Annotated in this window: 12 protein-coding genes; 8 read left to right on the top strand and 4 right to left on the bottom strand. The window is 70.4% G+C overall.

The annotated features are described in order from the left end of the window. The first annotated feature begins 19 nt into the window (after positions 1-19). Positions 20-610: a CxxCxxCC domain-containing protein gene (locus tag QHF89_RS31975; RefSeq protein WP_136969508.1), complete on the top strand. Its 591-nt coding sequence runs from the start codon at positions 20-22 to the stop codon at positions 608-610. Between the two features lie 6 nt (positions 611-616). Here the strand turns inward: QHF89_RS31975 and QHF89_RS31970 are convergent, their stop codons facing one another. Continuing rightward, positions 617-2,782 (bottom strand): RelA/SpoT family protein, encoded by a 2,166-nt coding sequence (locus QHF89_RS31970; RefSeq protein ID WP_284721181.1) that lies wholly within the window; start codon positions 2,780-2,782, stop codon positions 617-619. Between the two features lie 339 nt (positions 2,783-3,121). On the opposite strand from QHF89_RS31970, the gene hemW reads away from it, so the two are divergent. Beyond that, complete coding sequence (gene hemW / locus QHF89_RS31965; RefSeq protein ID WP_136969509.1) at positions 3,122-4,351, top strand: radical SAM family heme chaperone HemW; 1,230 nt, start codon at positions 3,122-3,124, stop codon at positions 4,349-4,351. A 30-nt stretch (positions 4,352-4,381) separates the two neighbouring features. Here the strand turns inward: hemW and QHF89_RS31960 are convergent, their stop codons facing one another. From QHF89_RS31960 to QHF89_RS31950, 3 genes are read right to left on the bottom strand one after another with little or no spacing between them, the layout of a single operon-like run. After that, positions 4,382-5,626: a PEGA domain-containing protein gene (locus QHF89_RS31960; protein WP_136969510.1), complete on the bottom strand. Its 1,245-nt coding sequence runs from the start codon at positions 5,624-5,626 to the stop codon at positions 4,382-4,384. Continuing rightward, on the bottom strand, positions 5,623-8,358 hold the full coding sequence (locus QHF89_RS31955; protein WP_136969511.1) for an FG-GAP and VCBS repeat-containing protein: 2,736 nt from the start codon (positions 8,356-8,358) through the stop codon (positions 5,623-5,625). Before QHF89_RS31955 ends, QHF89_RS31960 begins: the two co-directional genes overlap by 4 nt. Before the next feature lie 34 nt (positions 8,359-8,392). Then, positions 8,393-10,027: a serine/threonine-protein kinase gene (locus tag QHF89_RS31950; RefSeq protein WP_136969512.1), complete on the bottom strand. Its 1,635-nt coding sequence runs from the start codon at positions 10,025-10,027 to the stop codon at positions 8,393-8,395. A gap of 69 nt (positions 10,028-10,096) precedes the next feature. On the opposite strand from QHF89_RS31950, the gene QHF89_RS31945 reads away from it, so the two are divergent. The 6 genes from QHF89_RS31945 (at position 10,097) to QHF89_RS31920 (ending at position 16,222) form a co-directional block, all read left to right on the top strand. Next, entirely contained in the window at positions 10,097-10,768 is a 672-nt protein-coding gene (locus QHF89_RS31945) for a tetratricopeptide repeat protein (RefSeq protein ID WP_284721180.1), read from the top strand. A 56-nt stretch (positions 10,769-10,824) separates the two neighbouring features. Next, on the top strand, positions 10,825-11,925 hold the full coding sequence (locus QHF89_RS31940) for a polyprenyl synthetase family protein (protein ID WP_284721179.1): 1,101 nt from the start codon (positions 10,825-10,827) through the stop codon (positions 11,923-11,925). Then, positions 11,916-12,959 carry a mevalonate kinase gene (mvk, locus tag QHF89_RS31935; protein ID WP_284721178.1) on the top strand — a complete coding sequence of 348 codons (1,044 nt, stop codon included), beginning with the start codon at positions 11,916-11,918 and terminating at the stop codon, positions 12,957-12,959. Before QHF89_RS31940 ends, mvk begins: the two co-directional genes overlap by 10 nt. Continuing rightward, positions 12,956-13,945 (top strand): diphosphomevalonate decarboxylase, encoded by a 990-nt coding sequence (mvaD, locus tag QHF89_RS31930; RefSeq protein ID WP_136969514.1) that lies wholly within the window; start codon positions 12,956-12,958, stop codon positions 13,943-13,945. The genes mvk and mvaD overlap by 4 nt, the downstream gene beginning before the upstream one ends. Then, positions 13,942-14,850 carry a mevalonate kinase family protein gene (locus QHF89_RS31925; RefSeq protein WP_136969515.1) on the top strand — a complete coding sequence of 303 codons (909 nt, stop codon included), beginning with the start codon at positions 13,942-13,944 and terminating at the stop codon, positions 14,848-14,850. The genes mvaD and QHF89_RS31925 overlap by 4 nt, the downstream gene beginning before the upstream one ends. A 118-nt stretch (positions 14,851-14,968) precedes the next feature. Continuing rightward, complete coding sequence (locus QHF89_RS31920) at positions 14,969-16,222, top strand: hydroxymethylglutaryl-CoA reductase, degradative (RefSeq protein ID WP_284721177.1); 1,254 nt, start codon at positions 14,969-14,971, stop codon at positions 16,220-16,222. The last annotated feature ends 4 nt before the right edge of the window (positions 16,223-16,226 follow it).

The raw sequence follows: 16,226 nt of genomic DNA, 5'->3' as shown, positions 1-16,226 counted from the left end.
TGCTGCGGGCGATCGATCCATGCCCCCCACGAAGTCGCCCGATCGTTCGCACGCATCGCTTCGCACGAGCACCACGAAGGACGACGATCGGCGCGCGCTCGCGGGCCTGCTCGACGAGCTCACGGCGCTCTACCGCGAGGTGGACGCGTCCTTCGCGGGGCAGACGTGCCCAGCGTCCACCGAGTGCTGTCGATTCGGCGTCACAGGGCGCGAGCCGTACGTCACATCGATCGAGCTCGCCCTCGTGCAACGCGCCATCGCAGCGCGAGGCGGCGGGCGCACGCTCGGCCGCACGCCGCCGCCGCTCGCCAGTAGCGAGGACACGTCGCGTGGCAAGCGTCGCCTCACCACCGTCGACGAGCGCGTCTGCCCGCTGCTCGACGAGAACGGCCGCTGCGCAATCTACACGTCGCGTCCGTTCGGATGCCGTACCTACTGGTGCGAGCGCGCGACCTCGCCGGCGGGCGTCGATCAACGCGCCATCAACGCCTTCGTTCGCCGCATCAAGGATCTCGCTGCGCGGCACGCGCCCGAGGGAGACCTCGGGCGTCCGCTCACGCGCGCGCTCGCAGGCGTGAGCTCCGGGCCCGGCCCCCGACGCAGACGCTGACGAGCGTTACGTCCGCTCGACGGCCATCACGCCGGGGATACGCTGGAGCTGCCGGATGACGCCCTTGAGCTGGGCGAGGTCCGAGCACAGGAAGGTAAACGTGTTCGTCGCGCGGCCGTCGTCGCCGGCGCGGCAGGTCGCTTCGCTGATGTTGATGCCCTGCTCGTGGAACGTCTGGCCGACCGTGGCGAGGATGCCGGGCCGGTTCGCCGTCATCACGCGGAGCTGCACCGGGCGGTTGATCTTCGCTCGCGCGTCCCACGAAATCTCCACGCGGCGCTCCGGATCCGTGTCGAGCGCCTTCGGGCAGTTGCGGCGGTGCACGGTGATGCCGCGACCACGCGTGATGAAACCGACGATCTCGTCCCCCGGCAGGGGGTTGCAACACTTCGTGTAGCGGACGAGCACGTCGTCGATGCCGTTCAGCCGGATGCCGTGGTTGTCGCGGCCCGTCACCTTGCGGACGAGCGACTCGATGCGGCTCTCCTTGAGGGACGGCGGCGGCAGCGACTCCTTGTCGTTGCCCTGCGGCGGCGCGAGGAACTCGATGATCGCCTTCGGGCTGTGCTTGCCGTAGCCGACGCCGATCAAGAGCTCGTCGAAGGTCTGCGCGTTGAAGTGCTCGCAGAGCTTGCGGACCTCCGCCTCGTTCTTCGTGAGGCGCGCCATGCTGATCCCGCGCTGGTGGAACTCCTTCTCCAGAAGCTCGCGCCCGAGCTTCAGCGAGCGCTCGCGTTGATCGGCGCGCAGGTGGCTGCGGATGCGCGAGCGCGCGCGGCTCGTCGTGACGAAGTCGAGCCAGTCCTTGCTCGGCTGCTGGCTCGGATTCGTCATCACCTCGACGACGTCACCGTTCCGCAGCTTGGAGCGCAGCGGCACGATCGCCCCGTTCACGCGGGCGCCCGAGCAGTGATCGCCGACCTCGCTGTGGATCGCGTAGGCGAAGTCGATCGGCGTCGCGTTGCGCGGGAAGACGCGCACGTCGCCCTTCGGCGTGAAGACGTAGACCTCGTCCTGGAAGAGATCGACCTTCACGCTGTCCAGGAACTCGTGGGGATCCTTGAGCTCCTTCTGCCACTCCATGAGCTGACGCAGCCAGCCGAAGCGCGCCGCGTCCTTCGGGTCGAGCCCGCCGGAGTGGCGCTCCTTGTACTTCCAGTGCGCGGCGATGCCTTGCTCCGCGACGCGATGCATCTCGTGCGTGCGGATCTGCACCTCGATGCGCTCGCGGCCCGGGCCGATGACCGTCGTGTGAAGCGACTGGTACATGTTCGGCTTCGGCAGCGCGACGTAGTCCTTGAAGCGGCCGGGCACCGGCGTGTACTGCGAGTGGATGACGCCGAGCGTCGCGTAACACTCGGCCACCGTCTCGACCTGCACGCGGAAGGCGATCACGTCGTAGACCTGATCGAAGTCGCACTGCTGCGACTGCATCTTCCGCCAGATCGAGTAGTTGTGCTTCGCCCGGCCCGTCACGTCACAGGCGAAGCCCTGCTCGGCGAGCTTGCCCGCGAGGATCTTCGAGACGTCGGCGATGTACTTGTCGCGCTCGGCCTTCGTGCCGAGCACCTTCTGCGAAAGGTCGGCGTGGGCCTCGGGCTCGAGGTACTTGAAGGCGAGGTCCTCGAGCTCGCTCTTGAACCGCGCGATGCCGAGCCGGTTCGCGAGCGGCGCGTAGATCTCCATCGTCTCGCGCGCCATCCGGTCCTGCGCCTCGGGCTTCATGTGCTCGAGCGTCCGCATGTTGTCGAGGCGGTCGCAGAGCTTCACCAGGAGCACGCGGATGTCGCGCGCCATGGCGACGAGCATCTTCCGGAAGTTCTCGGCTTGCCGATCTTCCTTCGAGGCGAAGTTGATCTTCGACAGCTTCGTCACGCCGTCGACGAGGAACGCGACCTCCTGGCCGAACTCTCGCTCGATGTCCGACAGCGTCGCGAGCGTGTCCTCGACGACGTCGTGAAGCAGCCCCGCGACGATGCTGGCCACGTCGAGCTTCAGCTCGATGATGATGCCGGCGACCGAGACCGGGTGCGAGAAGTAAGGGTCGCCGCTCTTGCGCATCTGGCCCTTGTGCGCTTCGGCGGCGTAGTCGTAAGCGCGGGCGATGAGCTCGACGTCGGCCCCAGGCTGATACGCCTGGACCCGCTCGATCAGCTCTTGAGACGTCACCATACGATGTGCGGAAGGTGCCAGGGCACCGTCCTGAACGTTCAAGCTAACACCCCGTGTTTCGCCCGGCAATTGGCTGACCATGGCTCACGCGCTCCGCTTCTTTCCGTCTTCGAGCGCCCGTGGGCACGGCTGTCCAGCGGGCAGATGCGGAAACCTCCTCGACCTTTCCTCCACGAACGACCTGCATCAACTTGCGCACGAGCGCTTTCGCGCCCAAGGGGTCCTCGCGGCTTTCGGGGTCGAGGCGTGTCCTTCCACCCCCGTTCGACGTGCGTACTCGCGCCCGAGTTCTCCCGTGACACCCGGGAGCCCTAGAGACCTCCACACACGTAGAAATCCATGGAGCCGATCGGCGTCTATGTCCACTTCCCGTGGTGCCTGAAAAAGTGCCCCTATTGCGATTTCGTTTCGTTCGCAAAAGAACGGGACGGAATCGAACACGATCGGTACGCCGACGCCATCCTCGCCGAGCTCGAACGTCGGGCCGGCGCCTTCGAGGGGCGGACGCTCGCGACGGTGTTTTTCGGGGGTGGCACGCCCTCGCTCTGGGCGCCCCAGGCGCTCGGGCGTGTCCTCGCCGGGATCCGAGCATTCACGGCAGGGCGTACGCTCTCTGACGTGGAGGTGACGGTCGAGTGCAACCCGAGCTCGCTCGACGAGGACCGGGCGCGGGCGCTCGTCGACGTGGGCGTGAACCGGCTCAGCGTGGGCGTGCAGGGGCTCGAGCCGGAGCGGCTGCGCTTCCTCGGGCGGCTGCACGACGCGGAAGGAGGCCTCGACGCGGTGCGGGCAGCGCTCCGGGCCGGCGTTCCGCGGGTGAGCGCAGATCTCATTTACGGCGTGGCCGTACCGGCGCCGGAGGGCGGTCCGAAGTACCTCGCAGGCGGGCCCACGCAGGAGCAGTCGCCGCGCGAGGCGGCCGCGGAGGCGCGGCGCGTGGCTGAGACGGGGGTGACGCATGTATCGGCGTACAGCCTGACGATCGAGCCGGGGACGCAGTTCGGTGAGCTGTCGCGGCGAGGGCGCCTGCCCATCGCGAACGAGGACGGCGTGGCCGAGACGTTTTTCGCGATCGAGGAGGCGCTCTCTGAGGCCGGACTCCGGCATTACGAGATCTCGAACTACGCGCGCGAGGGGCACGAGGCGCGGCACAACCTCGGCTACTGGCGCGGGCACGACTACGTGGGCCTCGGCTGCGCGGCGTTCGGCACGGTGAGCGGACGAGGCGCCGGGGCGCAGGAGGGGTTCGCGTTGCGGTACCGAAACCCGATCGATCCGGCGCGGTACATGCGGGCGGCGCTCGCGGGTGAGGTCGAGGTCGAGAGCGAGGAGCCGCTCGATCCGGAGACGCGGCTGCGCGAGCGGATCATGCTGGGCCTGCGGCTGCGGGAAGGGTTCGACCTCGAACGATCGGCGGCGGAGGTCGGGGCAGAGGCCTGGACGCCGGAGCGGCGGCAGGCGGCCGAGCGGCTCGTGAAGCGGGGCAAGCTCACGATCGAGGGAGGGACGATCCGCGTGCCCCGGGACGCGTGGGTACTCGCCGACGGCATTGCAGCCGAATTGTTTTGAGGTCCGTCCATTGGACGACCAACAATTGCACTAGAAACGACCGATGAAGGCGGCGCCCGCGAAACCTGGACCCACGACGGGCGTGTAGGCCATGTCCAGGGTCGATCCCTTTTCCTTTGGCTCGGGCTTCTTCTCCTTGCGCGCGGGCGGCAGCGGCAGCGAAGGCGCGTCGAAGGCGTAGAGCACGAAGCCCGTGAGCCCGATCGCGGCCCCGACGCCGAGCGCAATGCCCGCGGCGATCGTCGAGGCGCTCCGCTCGGCGAGGGCGCTGTTGTATTCGCGCAGCGTGGACTCGGTGAGCCCCGCCTTCTTGAGCTCGAGGGCTCTGCCCTCGGCGCCAAGCGCCTTCCCCCCTGCGCCGAGCCCACTGAGGAGGGTGAGCGCGCCGGCGCCGAGGAAGACGTAGGACACGTAGCGCTGCGGCGTGCGCGTGAGGTTCAACTCGAGGGTGTCGCGTTCCCCGCGCTGGGCGACGATCTCGCGCGAATACGGCCGGAAGCCGTTGCGCGACACGGCGAGGAAACGCGCGCCGGGTTCGAGCTCCTGCGCGGGCAGCGGGGTCGTGCCGACGAGCTTGCCGTCGATGGCCACGGTCGCGCCCGCGGGGCCGCGGATGTCGAGCAGCGCGGGGCGCTCGCGCAGGTCGCTCTCGATGGCGCGCTGATCACCCGGGGCGATGTTGATCTCGCGCTCCTCGTCGATGTAGCCCTCGGCGCTGATCTTGTACCGATGTTTGCCGGGCGTGACGGCCTCGGAGAGCGGCGGCTCGATGGGCTTGCCGCCGTCGAGTGAGATCCGCGCGCCGGGCGTGGGCGATGTGATGGTGAGCTTCGTCTTCGGCGCATCCGACGCCGCGCTGGACGTGGTGGACGTGATCGTGCCGTCACGAGGCAGGCGCGCCGCCGCGAGGACCTCGAGCTCGCCGAGCGCGGCCACGGCATCCGCGCGCCGCTCGCCTTCCTTCACCTGATCGAGGTAGAGGCGATAGTTCGCGATCGCTTGCTTGAGCTTCTCGAGATCGCCGTCGACGGCGTACTGGCGGCGGTAGGCCTGCGCGAGCGAGAAGATCATGGCCGGGCGCGGGGCCGCCGCGTACGCCTCGCGGAAGGAGTCGATCGCCACGAGGTAACGGCCATTCGTGTAGGCCTTGGCGCCCGCGTTGAAGAGCGTCTTCGCCTTCTCGACGTCCTCGGCGGCGCGCGCGGCGTGCGGGACGAGCGCGGTGAAGAGGAGGGCGACGGAGAGGATACGCGCGGCGCGACGAGCGTGGCTCATGGGCGGTTCGGCTTTCCGGCGAGGATGTAGATGCTCCCGTCGGCCCCGATGGCGAGATCGTCGACGCCGTCGCCCGTCAGATCGCCCGCAGCGATCGTGGCGCCCGCGGGGGCCGAGGGGATACACGCGACGACGTCCTTCTCGACACGCTTGCCGTTCGCGTCGTTCTCCACGACGCGGTGGTAGAGGTACGCGCCCGTCGGGCCGAGGAAGACGAGCTCCTTGCGGACGTCGGTGTTGGCATCGACGACGTCGAGGGCCGTGGCGATGACCCCGACGACGCCGGGCTCGTTGTTGCACGGCTCGACGTCGGCGAGCGAGACGATGTCGACGGGCGCGACCAGGCTCCCCTGCTTGTTCGCGAACAGGACCGGCGTCGTGACGAAACGAGCTTCTTGTCCCACGCCGGTCTGGATCTCGATCTTCATGGCGAGGATGTCCACGTACGAGTCACCGTCGAAGTCAGCGGCGCGCAGGCTCGTGTAGACGTTTCCTTCTTTGGGGAACGACGGGACGTCCACGGGATCGGCGTCGGGCCTTGCGATGCGCAGGTGAGCCGTGGGCAGGCTGGCGCCGCCCGATGCGTGCGCCACGGCGACGATCTCGTCGACGGAATCCTTGTCGAGATCCACGACGACCGCGCTCGTCGCGGCGATCCACTTCTCGTCCAGCGCCGCGAGGAGTGGCTGGCGGAGGAGCGAGGTCGACGGCTCCAGCGTGGGCCCCGCAGAGAGCGGGACCCACCAGAGATCCGCGGTGATGCCGGAGTGCTCGGTGAACGTGAGGGCCGCGAGATCCGGCGACGGGTCGTCCTTCGAGAAACGCCCGAGCAGCGGCAGGAAGGGATACCGGGCCTTCTCCAGCTTGCCTTCCGTGAGAAAGATGGCCGATTGGATCTGGCGGATGCTGCTGCCGAGCACGGCGCTCGTGCTCCAGCCGTCGCCCGCGGAGAGGCGCTTCTCGGGGTAGAGCACGACCAGATCGGTCGCGAGATCGCCGGTCAGCGCGATGAGATCGATCGGGAGGATCTGCGTGATGGCGGGGAAGCGCGCGATCGTGACGGGCGTCTCGGGCATGCCCGTGGGTTTGCCGTACGCGATCGACAGCGCGGTCCGCTCGAGGGCGGGGTTGTCGGGGTCCGCGACCGTCTCGCCGAAGACCACGTCGTCGAGCCCGTCGGCGTCGACGTCGGCGGCGCCGATGTCGTTCACCCGGCCTGCCTTGCCGATCTCGCTCGGGTTGAAGAGCCCACCGCCGAGGTTGTTCAAGAAGCCGATGCCGTTGCCCGTGGAAGCGACGACGTCCGGCAAGCCGTCGACGTTGAAGTCACCGATCAAGGCGCGCCGCAGGGAAGGCCCTTCCGATTCGTAGCCCCTGCGCTCGACCGTGAGGAACACTTTTTGAGGACCTGGGAGCTTGCCAAAGGCGAGGCCGCCGGGATCGACCATGTCGATCAAGCCATCCTCGTCGAGGTGGCCGAGCGCGAGCGGCGCGAGGACGCCGATGTCCACGTAGAGCAAGTCCGCGGTGTTGTCGCCTTGGAGGGCCAGCGGATCCTGCGGCGGCGCGCTGTCGTACGTCCCGTCGACGAGGCCGTAAGCGACCGCGAGGCCTCCACACCCCTTGCCGTTGCAGAGCGCGCTGTCGAGCAGCACCGGGGCGACGAGATCGGGGTAAGCGTCCGCGTTCACGTGCGTGAAGAAGACGCCGTTCGTCATCTGAAACTCGATGAGCGCCGCCTTGGAGGGCACGTCCTTCAGCGGCGCCTGCTTTTCGAGCGGGGGCCCCGGCAGCGTGACCGAGACGAGCTCGTCGAAGACCGGCGGGTACGCGGCGCTCTCGTTCGTATCGACGCACGGCGCGTACACCTTCACGAAGTTCTCCGCGCCTGCGCTCGATCGCACCGCGACCTTCTGGCAGGGGCGCTTGAAGGGACCGGCCCACGCGTGATCGAGCCCGACGACGTCCTTGCCGAGGGGCGCCTTCAACCAATCCGAGGGCGACTTGCTCTCGTCGACGCGCAAGAACACGGCCCCGAGCGGCGTCAACGTGACGGCGCAGAGCTCGGGCCCCGGCATGCTCTCAGAGGGATCGGCGTCGATCGCGCGGAGGTAGACCTCGGCCTCCCCTTCGCCGGAGATGGTCGGAAAGCTCGCGGGATCAAGAGATCGGTTGCGCTGGCCGCGCAGGACGCCGATGCCGCGACCCGAAGGCGCGGCGAGATCCGCGACCGTGTCCCCGTTGAGATCCGCGCTCGCGGCGAGCACGCCCGCCGTCGGGATCTCCGTCGTGCTGCCGAGGAGGCCGCCCGGATCGACGTAGTGAACGCGAATCGAGGTGGCGCCCGCCGCGACGACGTCCTGCCGCTTGTCGCCGTCGATGTCAGCGAGGAACATCTGGATGGGCGTCTCCGAGGCGACGGGGCCGCCGGCGCGCTCGAAGACCGGGGTTGGTTCACGACAAACCTCGTCCGCGCCGCACTTCCAGCCGTCGGGGCACTTCCAGAGCGTCCCCTCGGTCTTCGCGCCGCAACTGTAGCGGCAGCGCTGGGGACTGCTCGTCGGGTAACAAGCCCTGTCGTTCGGCAAGCTGACGCCGGGCTCGCAGTCCTCGCCGTAGGCGCTCTCGACGACGTCGTTGCCGCACTGGCCTTCCGAGATGGGCGAGAGATCCGCGCAGCCGAGCGCGAAGGGCAACGACGCGAGGAGCATCCGCCCGAGCAACGTTCCCACGAGACGAGATGTTCTCCGGCGCATGCGTCCTCGCTCAGGGTTTGAAAGGATTCTCCACTTCCTTCGAGTAGGCCGGCCCCCGGGGCAAAGGCTTGAGCTCGACCGCCAGCGTGCCGTCCTCCGTCGGGATCTCGCGCGGCAGATCGATGTATCCCTTCGCCTTGAAGACGAGCTTCTCCGTCGTGCCGCGCGGGATCTCGATCGGCCCCGGCGCGGCGCCGAGCGGCTTCGTCCCGAGGAACACCTCGACTCCGGGCACACGCGTGTCGATGGTGATCTTCAGCGCGGCAGGAGGAGCGTCCGGGGCCAGGCTGCTCGACGCGGGGACCACCGCCGGCGCCGAGGACGCGGGGGGTTTTGGTTCGATCGTTGGTGCTGCAACGTTGGCAGAAGGTGCGGCGTTCGGGGCGTCGCCGGACGGACGGCGCAGCGCCACGACGCCGAGGGCCACGGCCGCGAGCGCGGCGACCGCGAGGCCGGCGACGAGCAGCGGCTGCGATCCTCCGCGCGCCTTGCCTGCGCCCTCCCCGGCCGTGGAGGTCTGAAGCGCGAGCTCGGTCTGGCCCGGGCTCGGCTTCGTCGATTCGACCGGCATCACGTGGGTCACGGCGATCGCCTCGGTCTTGCCCTGGTCCGCCGAGGAATCCGTGACGATACGGACCGAGCCCTCGGCGAGCTTCGCTGCCTCCGGGCGTGGGACGATCGTCTTCACCTCGATGCCCGCGCCTCGCGCGGCGGCGGCGATCGCCTCGACCGCCTCGCCGACGGTCCGCGGCCGGCGTGCCGGATCCTTCTCCAGCATGTGCAAGACAGGCGCGTCGAGCGCCGCGGGGAGATTCTGACAAACCGCGGACATCGGCGGCGCGGGCGCGGAGGTCTGCTTGACGAGCAGGTCGATGGTGTCCTCGGCCTCGAAGGGCAATCGGCCCGTGAGCAGCTCGTGGACCACGATGCCGAAGGAGTAGATGTCGGTGCGGTGATCGACGTTCTTCCCGCGGCACTGCTCGGGCGACATGTAGAGCGGCGTGCCCATGGCCATGCCGGTGCGGGTCTTGTGATGCGCGCCGGTGGAGTCGCCGAGGAGCTTGGCGATGCCGAAATCGAGCAGCTTCGGGAAGAGGCCCGTGTCCTCGTCGTACACGAGGAAGATGTTCTCCGGTTTGAGATCGCGGTGCGCGATGCCCGCAGCGTGTGCGGCGTCGAGGGCGCGCGCGATCTTGACGAGGATGGGGATCACGTCCGCGGGCGGGATGCGGCCGCGCTGGCGGAGATACGCGTCGAGGGTCAGGCCCTCGAGCAGCTCCATCACGTAGTACTGGCGGCCGTCGTCGAGGACGCCGAACGAGAAGATGTCGATGATGTTGCGGTGGCGGATCTGGTTGACCGCGCGCGCCTCGGCGACGAACCGCGAGACGATCTGCGGGTTCGCCGAGAACTCCCGCGAGAGGACCTTGATCGCCGCGGCCTTGCCGATCACGGGATGCACGGCGCGGTAAACGGCGCCGAAGCCACCTTCGCCGAGTTTGCCCTCGATGCGGTACTCGCCGACGATCGTGCCAGGGACGAGCAAGGGCTCGAGGGTGTCATCGGGGACGAGCCCTTCGCCGTCATTCGCGCACGTCGAGACGTCGTCCGGGTACTGGGTACGACAGGTGGGGCACGTCGCCATGAAGGATCCGTGCGGCGAGGGTACACGAGCGATGTGCGTGCGCACAGCCCCGGCTAGGATGCGATCCTCGTGCACCGACAGGTCTCACGCCGCGCAAGCACGCTCGGATGCGTGACGTTCGTCGTCGCGCTCGCAGGCGAGGCGCGCGGGCAGGCCGACGAAGAGACGAGCTGGGCGACGAAACAAGCCGCAGAGCTCGTGCGGCAAGGCGAGGCGCACGCGGCGCGAGGGGACGGCGCCGCCGCGATGCGACGGCTGCTCGAAGCGATCTCGTTCGATCCCACGTACGGGCCGGCTTACCTCGTGCTCGCGGCGCGACACGAGGCCACGGGGGACGTGGTGGAAGCGGAGCGGGTGTACACGGCGGGGCTCGAACGCGTGGCGGGCTTCGCAGAAGGACACGCGGCGCGAGGGAGTTTACGCAGGCGTCTCGGGAGGTTGCGCGAAGCGGCCGCGGACTTCGAGGCGGCGCTCTCGTTCGTGCCGGATCACAAGGCAGCGCTCGAAGGTCTGTATGCGACGTACGTGGCGCTCTCCGCGCTGCCAGCCGCGCTCGCGATGAGCCGGCGGATGGAGGCGCTCGCGGAGGCGCGCGGCGACACAGCGGCGCACAAGGAAGCGCGAGCGCGCTCGCGGGCGCTCGTAGTGCTGCTCGCAGAGGTCGATCCCGTGACGGCGGGCGCGCGGGATCGTGGGCCCCTCCGCAGAGCGCTCGCGCGTCAGGCGCGTCGGGGGCGATGACGCGCCGGGCCCTGCCATTGACCGACCCGGGTACGGCTCCTACGCTCGCGCGCCCTATGAACCAAGGCATCTCCCCGACGACGGCCGAGCCCGCCACGAACGGGAACGCGTTCCTCGCGCTGCTCACGCAGATCAAGCCCGAGATCGAGCGCCGCATCGCCGCGCGGTTCGACGAGAAGATCACGCGGGCGCGCGCGTACGGGCCCGCGATCGCCGTGATGCTCGAAGCGGCGCGGGACCTCTCCCTGCGCGGCGGCAAACGCGTGCGCGCAGGGCTCATCGCCGCCGGCTGGATCGCCGCTGGAGGTGAAGGCGCGCTCGAACCGGCGATCGACGCGGGCGTCGCGTTCGAGCTCCTGCAGAGCTACCTGCTCATCCAGGACGACTGGATGGACGGGGATCCGACGCGGCGCGGTGGTCCGAGCGTGCACGCGGCGCTCGCCAAGGAGCTCGGCGGCGAGCACATCGGCGCGACGTCGGCGATCCTCGCGAGCGACATGACATGGGGGCTCTCGGTGGAGACGCTCGTGTCGATCGCGGGGCTGCCGGCCGAACGGCGGCTCCAGGTGCTGCAGGTGTTCATGCGGATCCATGAGGACGTTGTGCTCGGCCAGCAGATCGACGTGCTCGGCAAGGCCGAGGACGTGGAGGCGATGCACGACCTGAAGACCGGGAGCTACACGATGCGCGGGCCGCTCAGCATCGGGGCGGCGCTCGCGGGCGGATCGCCGGAGCTGCACGCGGCGCTCGCGCGCTTCGCGGCGCCGCTCGGCATCGCGTTCCAGCTCCGCGACGATCTGATCGGGACCTTCGGGGATCACGCCGAGACGGGCAAGCCCGTGGGGAACGACATCATCGCGGGCAAACGCACGTCGCTCGTGGCCGAGGCCGAACGGCTCGCGAACGAGGACGAGCGGCGCGCGCTCGCGCAGGCGCACGGGCGAGCGGACGCGGACGCGGCGGCGATCGCAGCGGCGACGCGGGCGCTCGTGACGTCGGGCGCGCGCCGGGCCGTGGAGGAGCGGCAGCGGTCGCTCTGCGACGCCGCGGCGAAGGAGGTCGCGTCGATGCCGGTGTCGGCCGCGGCGCGCGCGATCCTCGCCGGCGTGGTGGAGGCGCTCCGGGTTCGTCCCGCAAGGTCGGAGGCGTGCTCGTGACGGGCCAGGCGAGCACCGAAGGCGCCGCGTCGGGGAAGGTGATCCTGTTCGGCGAGCACGCGGTCGTGTACGGGTCGCCCGCGATCGCAGCCGGCCTCGATCGCGGGGCGCGCGCCGTCGTGACGCGGCAGCCGAGCGGGCCGAGCACGCTGCGGCTCGGAGACGGCACGGTCGTCGCGGATGCTTCGTCGGCAAGCGATCTCGGGCGGGCGTTCTCGGCGCTCTTGGAGGTCGCCCCGGCGATTCCGCCCGTGCACGTGGAGGCGCGCTGCGATCTGCCGCCGGGCGGAGGGCTCGGCAGCTCGGCGGCGCTGGCCGTTTCGATCGCGCGCGCGGCGGAGGCGCTCGCGCGCAGCGGCGAGACCCGCCCCGAGGAAGACGCGGCGATCGAGGCTCGTGTGCTCGCGCGCGCGGCCGCGTGGGAGCGGATCTTTCACGGCAACCCCTCGGGGATCGATGCGACGGCCGCGGCCCAAGGCGGGATCTTTCGGTTCACGCGTGCCGAGGGCGCGCGTCCGATCACGCCGCGCCACGATCTCGTTTTGTGCGTGGGATCCACGGGGCACCCGTCGTCGACGCGGACGACGGTCGAGCTCATCGCCTCGCAACACGCGAAGGATCCCGTGCTCGTGAAGCGATCGATCGACGCGATCACGTCGATCGTGGGCAACGCGGTGCTCGCCATCGAGGCCGGCGACATGCGCGCGCTCGGCGATCTCATGAACATGAACCAGCTCGTGCTCTCCGGTTTGTTCGTCTCGACGAGCGAGCTCGAGGAGCTCTGCGCGCTCGCGCGGTCCGCAGGTGCGCTCGGCGCGAAGCTCACGGGCGGCGGCGGCGGCGGGTGCGTGATCGCGCTCGTGCCGCCCTCGTTCCGGAGCGACGGCACGCGAGACGAAGCGCGCGAAGCCGAGAGCGCCGCGCGCATTCTCGACGCCTGGCGAGGCGCCGAGAGCCACTACGAAGGTTTTTGTGCGCGCATCGGCGCGGGCGGGCGCTCGGAGACGCGGGGCGCCAAAGGAGGTTTGTCTTGACGATTCGCGCGGCGAAAGCAACGGCGCATCCGAACATCGCGCTGGCGAAATACTGGGGCAAACGCGCGGACGGCGTGAACCAACCCGCGGTCCCGAGCCTCTCGGTGACGCTTGCAGGCATGGCCACGACGACGACCGTGGCCTTCGATCCGGCGCTTACGGAGGACACGTTCCTGCTCGGCGGCGCGCCGGCCGACGAGGTCGCGCACGGCCGCGTGGTCAAGCTCCTCGATCGGGTGCGTCGTGCGGCGGGGATTTCGACGCGCGCGCGCGTCGAGAGCGGCAACGATTTCCCCACGGCCTCGGGCCTCGCTTCGAGCGCGTCGGGCTTCTCGGCGCTCGCGCTCGCGGCGCTCAGCGCGGCGGGGCTCGACACGGATCCGACGCAGGTGAGTGATCTCGCGCGGCGGATCTCGGTATCCGCAGCGCGATCGGCGTTCGGCGGGTTCGTGGAGCTGCCGGTGGGGAGCCCCGGCGAGGGTGATCTCGCGGCAATCCCGATCGCGCCCCCGGAGCATCTGGCGCTACGCGTCGTCGTGGCCGTGACGCGGGAAGGCCCGAAGGCCGTGGGCTCGACGGACGGCATGGAGCACACGGTTCGTACGAGCCCGTATTTTCCGGCGTGGGTCGCGTCCGCGCCCGCGCTCTGCGCCCGCGTGCGCGAGGCGATCTTGCGGCGGGATCTCGAAGCGCTCGGCGTCGCCGCCGAGGAGAGCGCGCTCGCCATGCACGCGACCAGCATCGCGGCGCGGCCGGGGCTGCTCTACTGGACCGGCGGCACGGTGGAGGCGCTCGAAGAGGTGCGCAGGCTCCGCGCGCGTGGGCTGCTCGCGTACGCGACGATCGACGCGGGTCCTCACGTGAAGGTTCTGACGACGCCGGAGGACGAGCCGCGCGTGACGGCCGCGCTCGCCGAGGTGCCGGGCGTCAAACGAACGATCGTGGCGTCGCCCGGCGAGGGCGCGCGGCTTCTGGATCGAACGTGATCACACGGGCGCCGGGCAAGATCGTCGTCTCCGGGGCATATGCCGTCCTCGAAGGAGCGCCTGCGCTCGTCGCTGCCGTCGATCGATACGTGGTGGCGGACGCGAGCCGCACGAGCGAGCTCGTGACGGAGGAGGTCCGCGCGGCGATCGACGCAAGCATCCTCCACCACGCGCCCGCGTTCGACGCGTCGGCCCTGCGCGCGCCGATGCCCGACGGCACGACACGCAAGCTCGGGCTCGGGTCGAGCGCGGCGATCACGGTCGCCTCGATCGGCGCGGTCCTCGCCGCGACGATCGGGGACGAGGCTGCGCTGCGGCGCGCGGTCTTCCCGCTCGCGCTCGCCGCGCACCGGAAAGCGCAGCCGCGCGGCAGCGGCATTGACGTCGCTTCGAGCGTATTCGGTGGGATCGTGGCGTGCCGGCTCGCGCCCGAGGGCGCGCTCGACGTCGTGCCGTTCACGCTGCCCGAAGGCGTCGTCCTCGAGGTCTTCGCGTGCCCCACGGCAGCCTCGACGGGCGCGCTCGTCGAGAAGGTCCAGGGCCTTCGCGCGACGGATCCCGCGACGTACCGGCGCCTGCTCGACGAGATCACGGACGGCGCGCAAGCCGCCCTCGAAGCGCAGGACGCCGCGGGGTTCGTGCAAGCGATCACGGCGCAGCTCGACGCGCTCGCGGAGCTCGGCCGTGCAGCCGGCGCTCCCATCGTGGTGGACGACGTGGCCGATCTCCGGCCGTTCGCGCGCGCCGAAGGCGCGAGCTTCGGCCCGAGCGGCGCCGGCGGCGGCGACATCGCCCTCTGGATCGGCCGGACGCCCTCGTCCGCAGCCTTCCGCGCGCGCGCGGCCGCACGAAAGCTCGAGCCCCTCGACACGCGCATCGGCCCCCCAGGGCTCTCGGTCGGTTGAACGACGCGAGCAGGCCGGCGCGACCTCCCCCACCGATCCTCCCGCGCCTCATCACCCTCGCTGCGCCGAGTCTCCACGGAACATGCGCATGGAGGCGCGTTATCCCTCCGGAGCGACCATGCACCGTGACCCTCCCCTTCCCCTCCCCTCGTTGCGCCACTTCTCCATCCCCGAGCGACGCGCCGAGGTCGCGCGCCTCGTCGGCCTCGCCCCTGCGGAGCTAGAACACGCGCTTCGATCGGGCGGCCTCGACGAGTCGACCGCGGATGCGATGGTCGAGAACGCGCTCGGCACGCTGGCCTTGCCGTTCGGCGTCGCGCCGGGCGTGCGCGTGAACGGCAAGGACTACCTCGTGCCCATGGCGATCGAAGAGCCGAGCGTCATCGCCGCCGCGTCGAACGCCGCCAAGCGCGCGCGCAAGGCCGGCGGGTTCGTCGCGGAGATCGATCCCTCGATCGTCGTCGCGCAGATCGAGGTGCACGACGTCGCCGATCCTGCGGGTGCGCTCGCGCGGATCGAGGGCGCGGCCGCGGAACTCGTCGCGCGGGCAAACGAAGCGATCGGCAACCTCGTCGCGCGCGGAGGCGGCGCGCGACGCTCTTCCGTGCGTGATCTCGGCGGCGGCATGATCGTCGTCCACGTGCACGTCGACTGCCTCGACGCGATGGGCGCGAACCTCGTGAACACCGTCGCCGAGGCCGTGGGCGCGCGCGTGGCCGAGCTCGCGCGCGGGACGCTCGGCCTGCGCATCCTCTCGAACTACTGCGACGAGCGGGTCGCCCGCGTGCGCGTTCGTTTGCCCGTCGAGGAGCTCGCGAGCACACGGGTGTCCGGGCTCGACGCGGCCCGCGGCATCGCGCAAGCCTCGGCGTTCGCCGAACGCGATGTCTACCGCGCCGTGACGCACAACAAGGGCATCATGAACGGCGTCGACGCCGTCGTGCTCGCGACCGGCAACGACTGGCGCGCGGTCGAGGCCGGCGCGCATGCGTACGCGGCGCGCGAGGGTAGCTACCGCCCGCTCGCCACCTGGCGCCTCTCGGACGACGAGCAGGCCCTCGAAGGACAGCTCGCGCTCCCCCTCGCGCTCGGCATCGTCGGAGGCGCCCTGCGCGCGCACCCGGGCGCCCGCCTCGCGCTCGCGCTCCTCCGCGTGACGTCCGCGGCAGAGCTCGCCGCCGTCGCGGCCGCCACGGGCCTCGCGACGAACCTGTCGGCCCTCCGCGCGCTCTCGACGGAGGGGATCCAGCGCGGCCACATGACGCTGCACCACCGGGCGACGGGCGGGCCCTCGGAGCGTGGTCCCCGAACGACGAACGGCTCCGGGGCTTGCGAGCCACCCGCCGCGGGAGAGGCTAAGCTGCCGCGCTGATTCG

The organism is Polyangium sorediatum (genome assembly GCF_029946465.1).
GTDB lineage: Bacteria > Myxococcota_A > Polyangia > Polyangiales > Polyangiaceae > Polyangium > Polyangium fumosum.
Note: the sequence above shows the minus strand (reverse complement) of the source record. Positions and strands in the feature narration are given on the sequence as shown.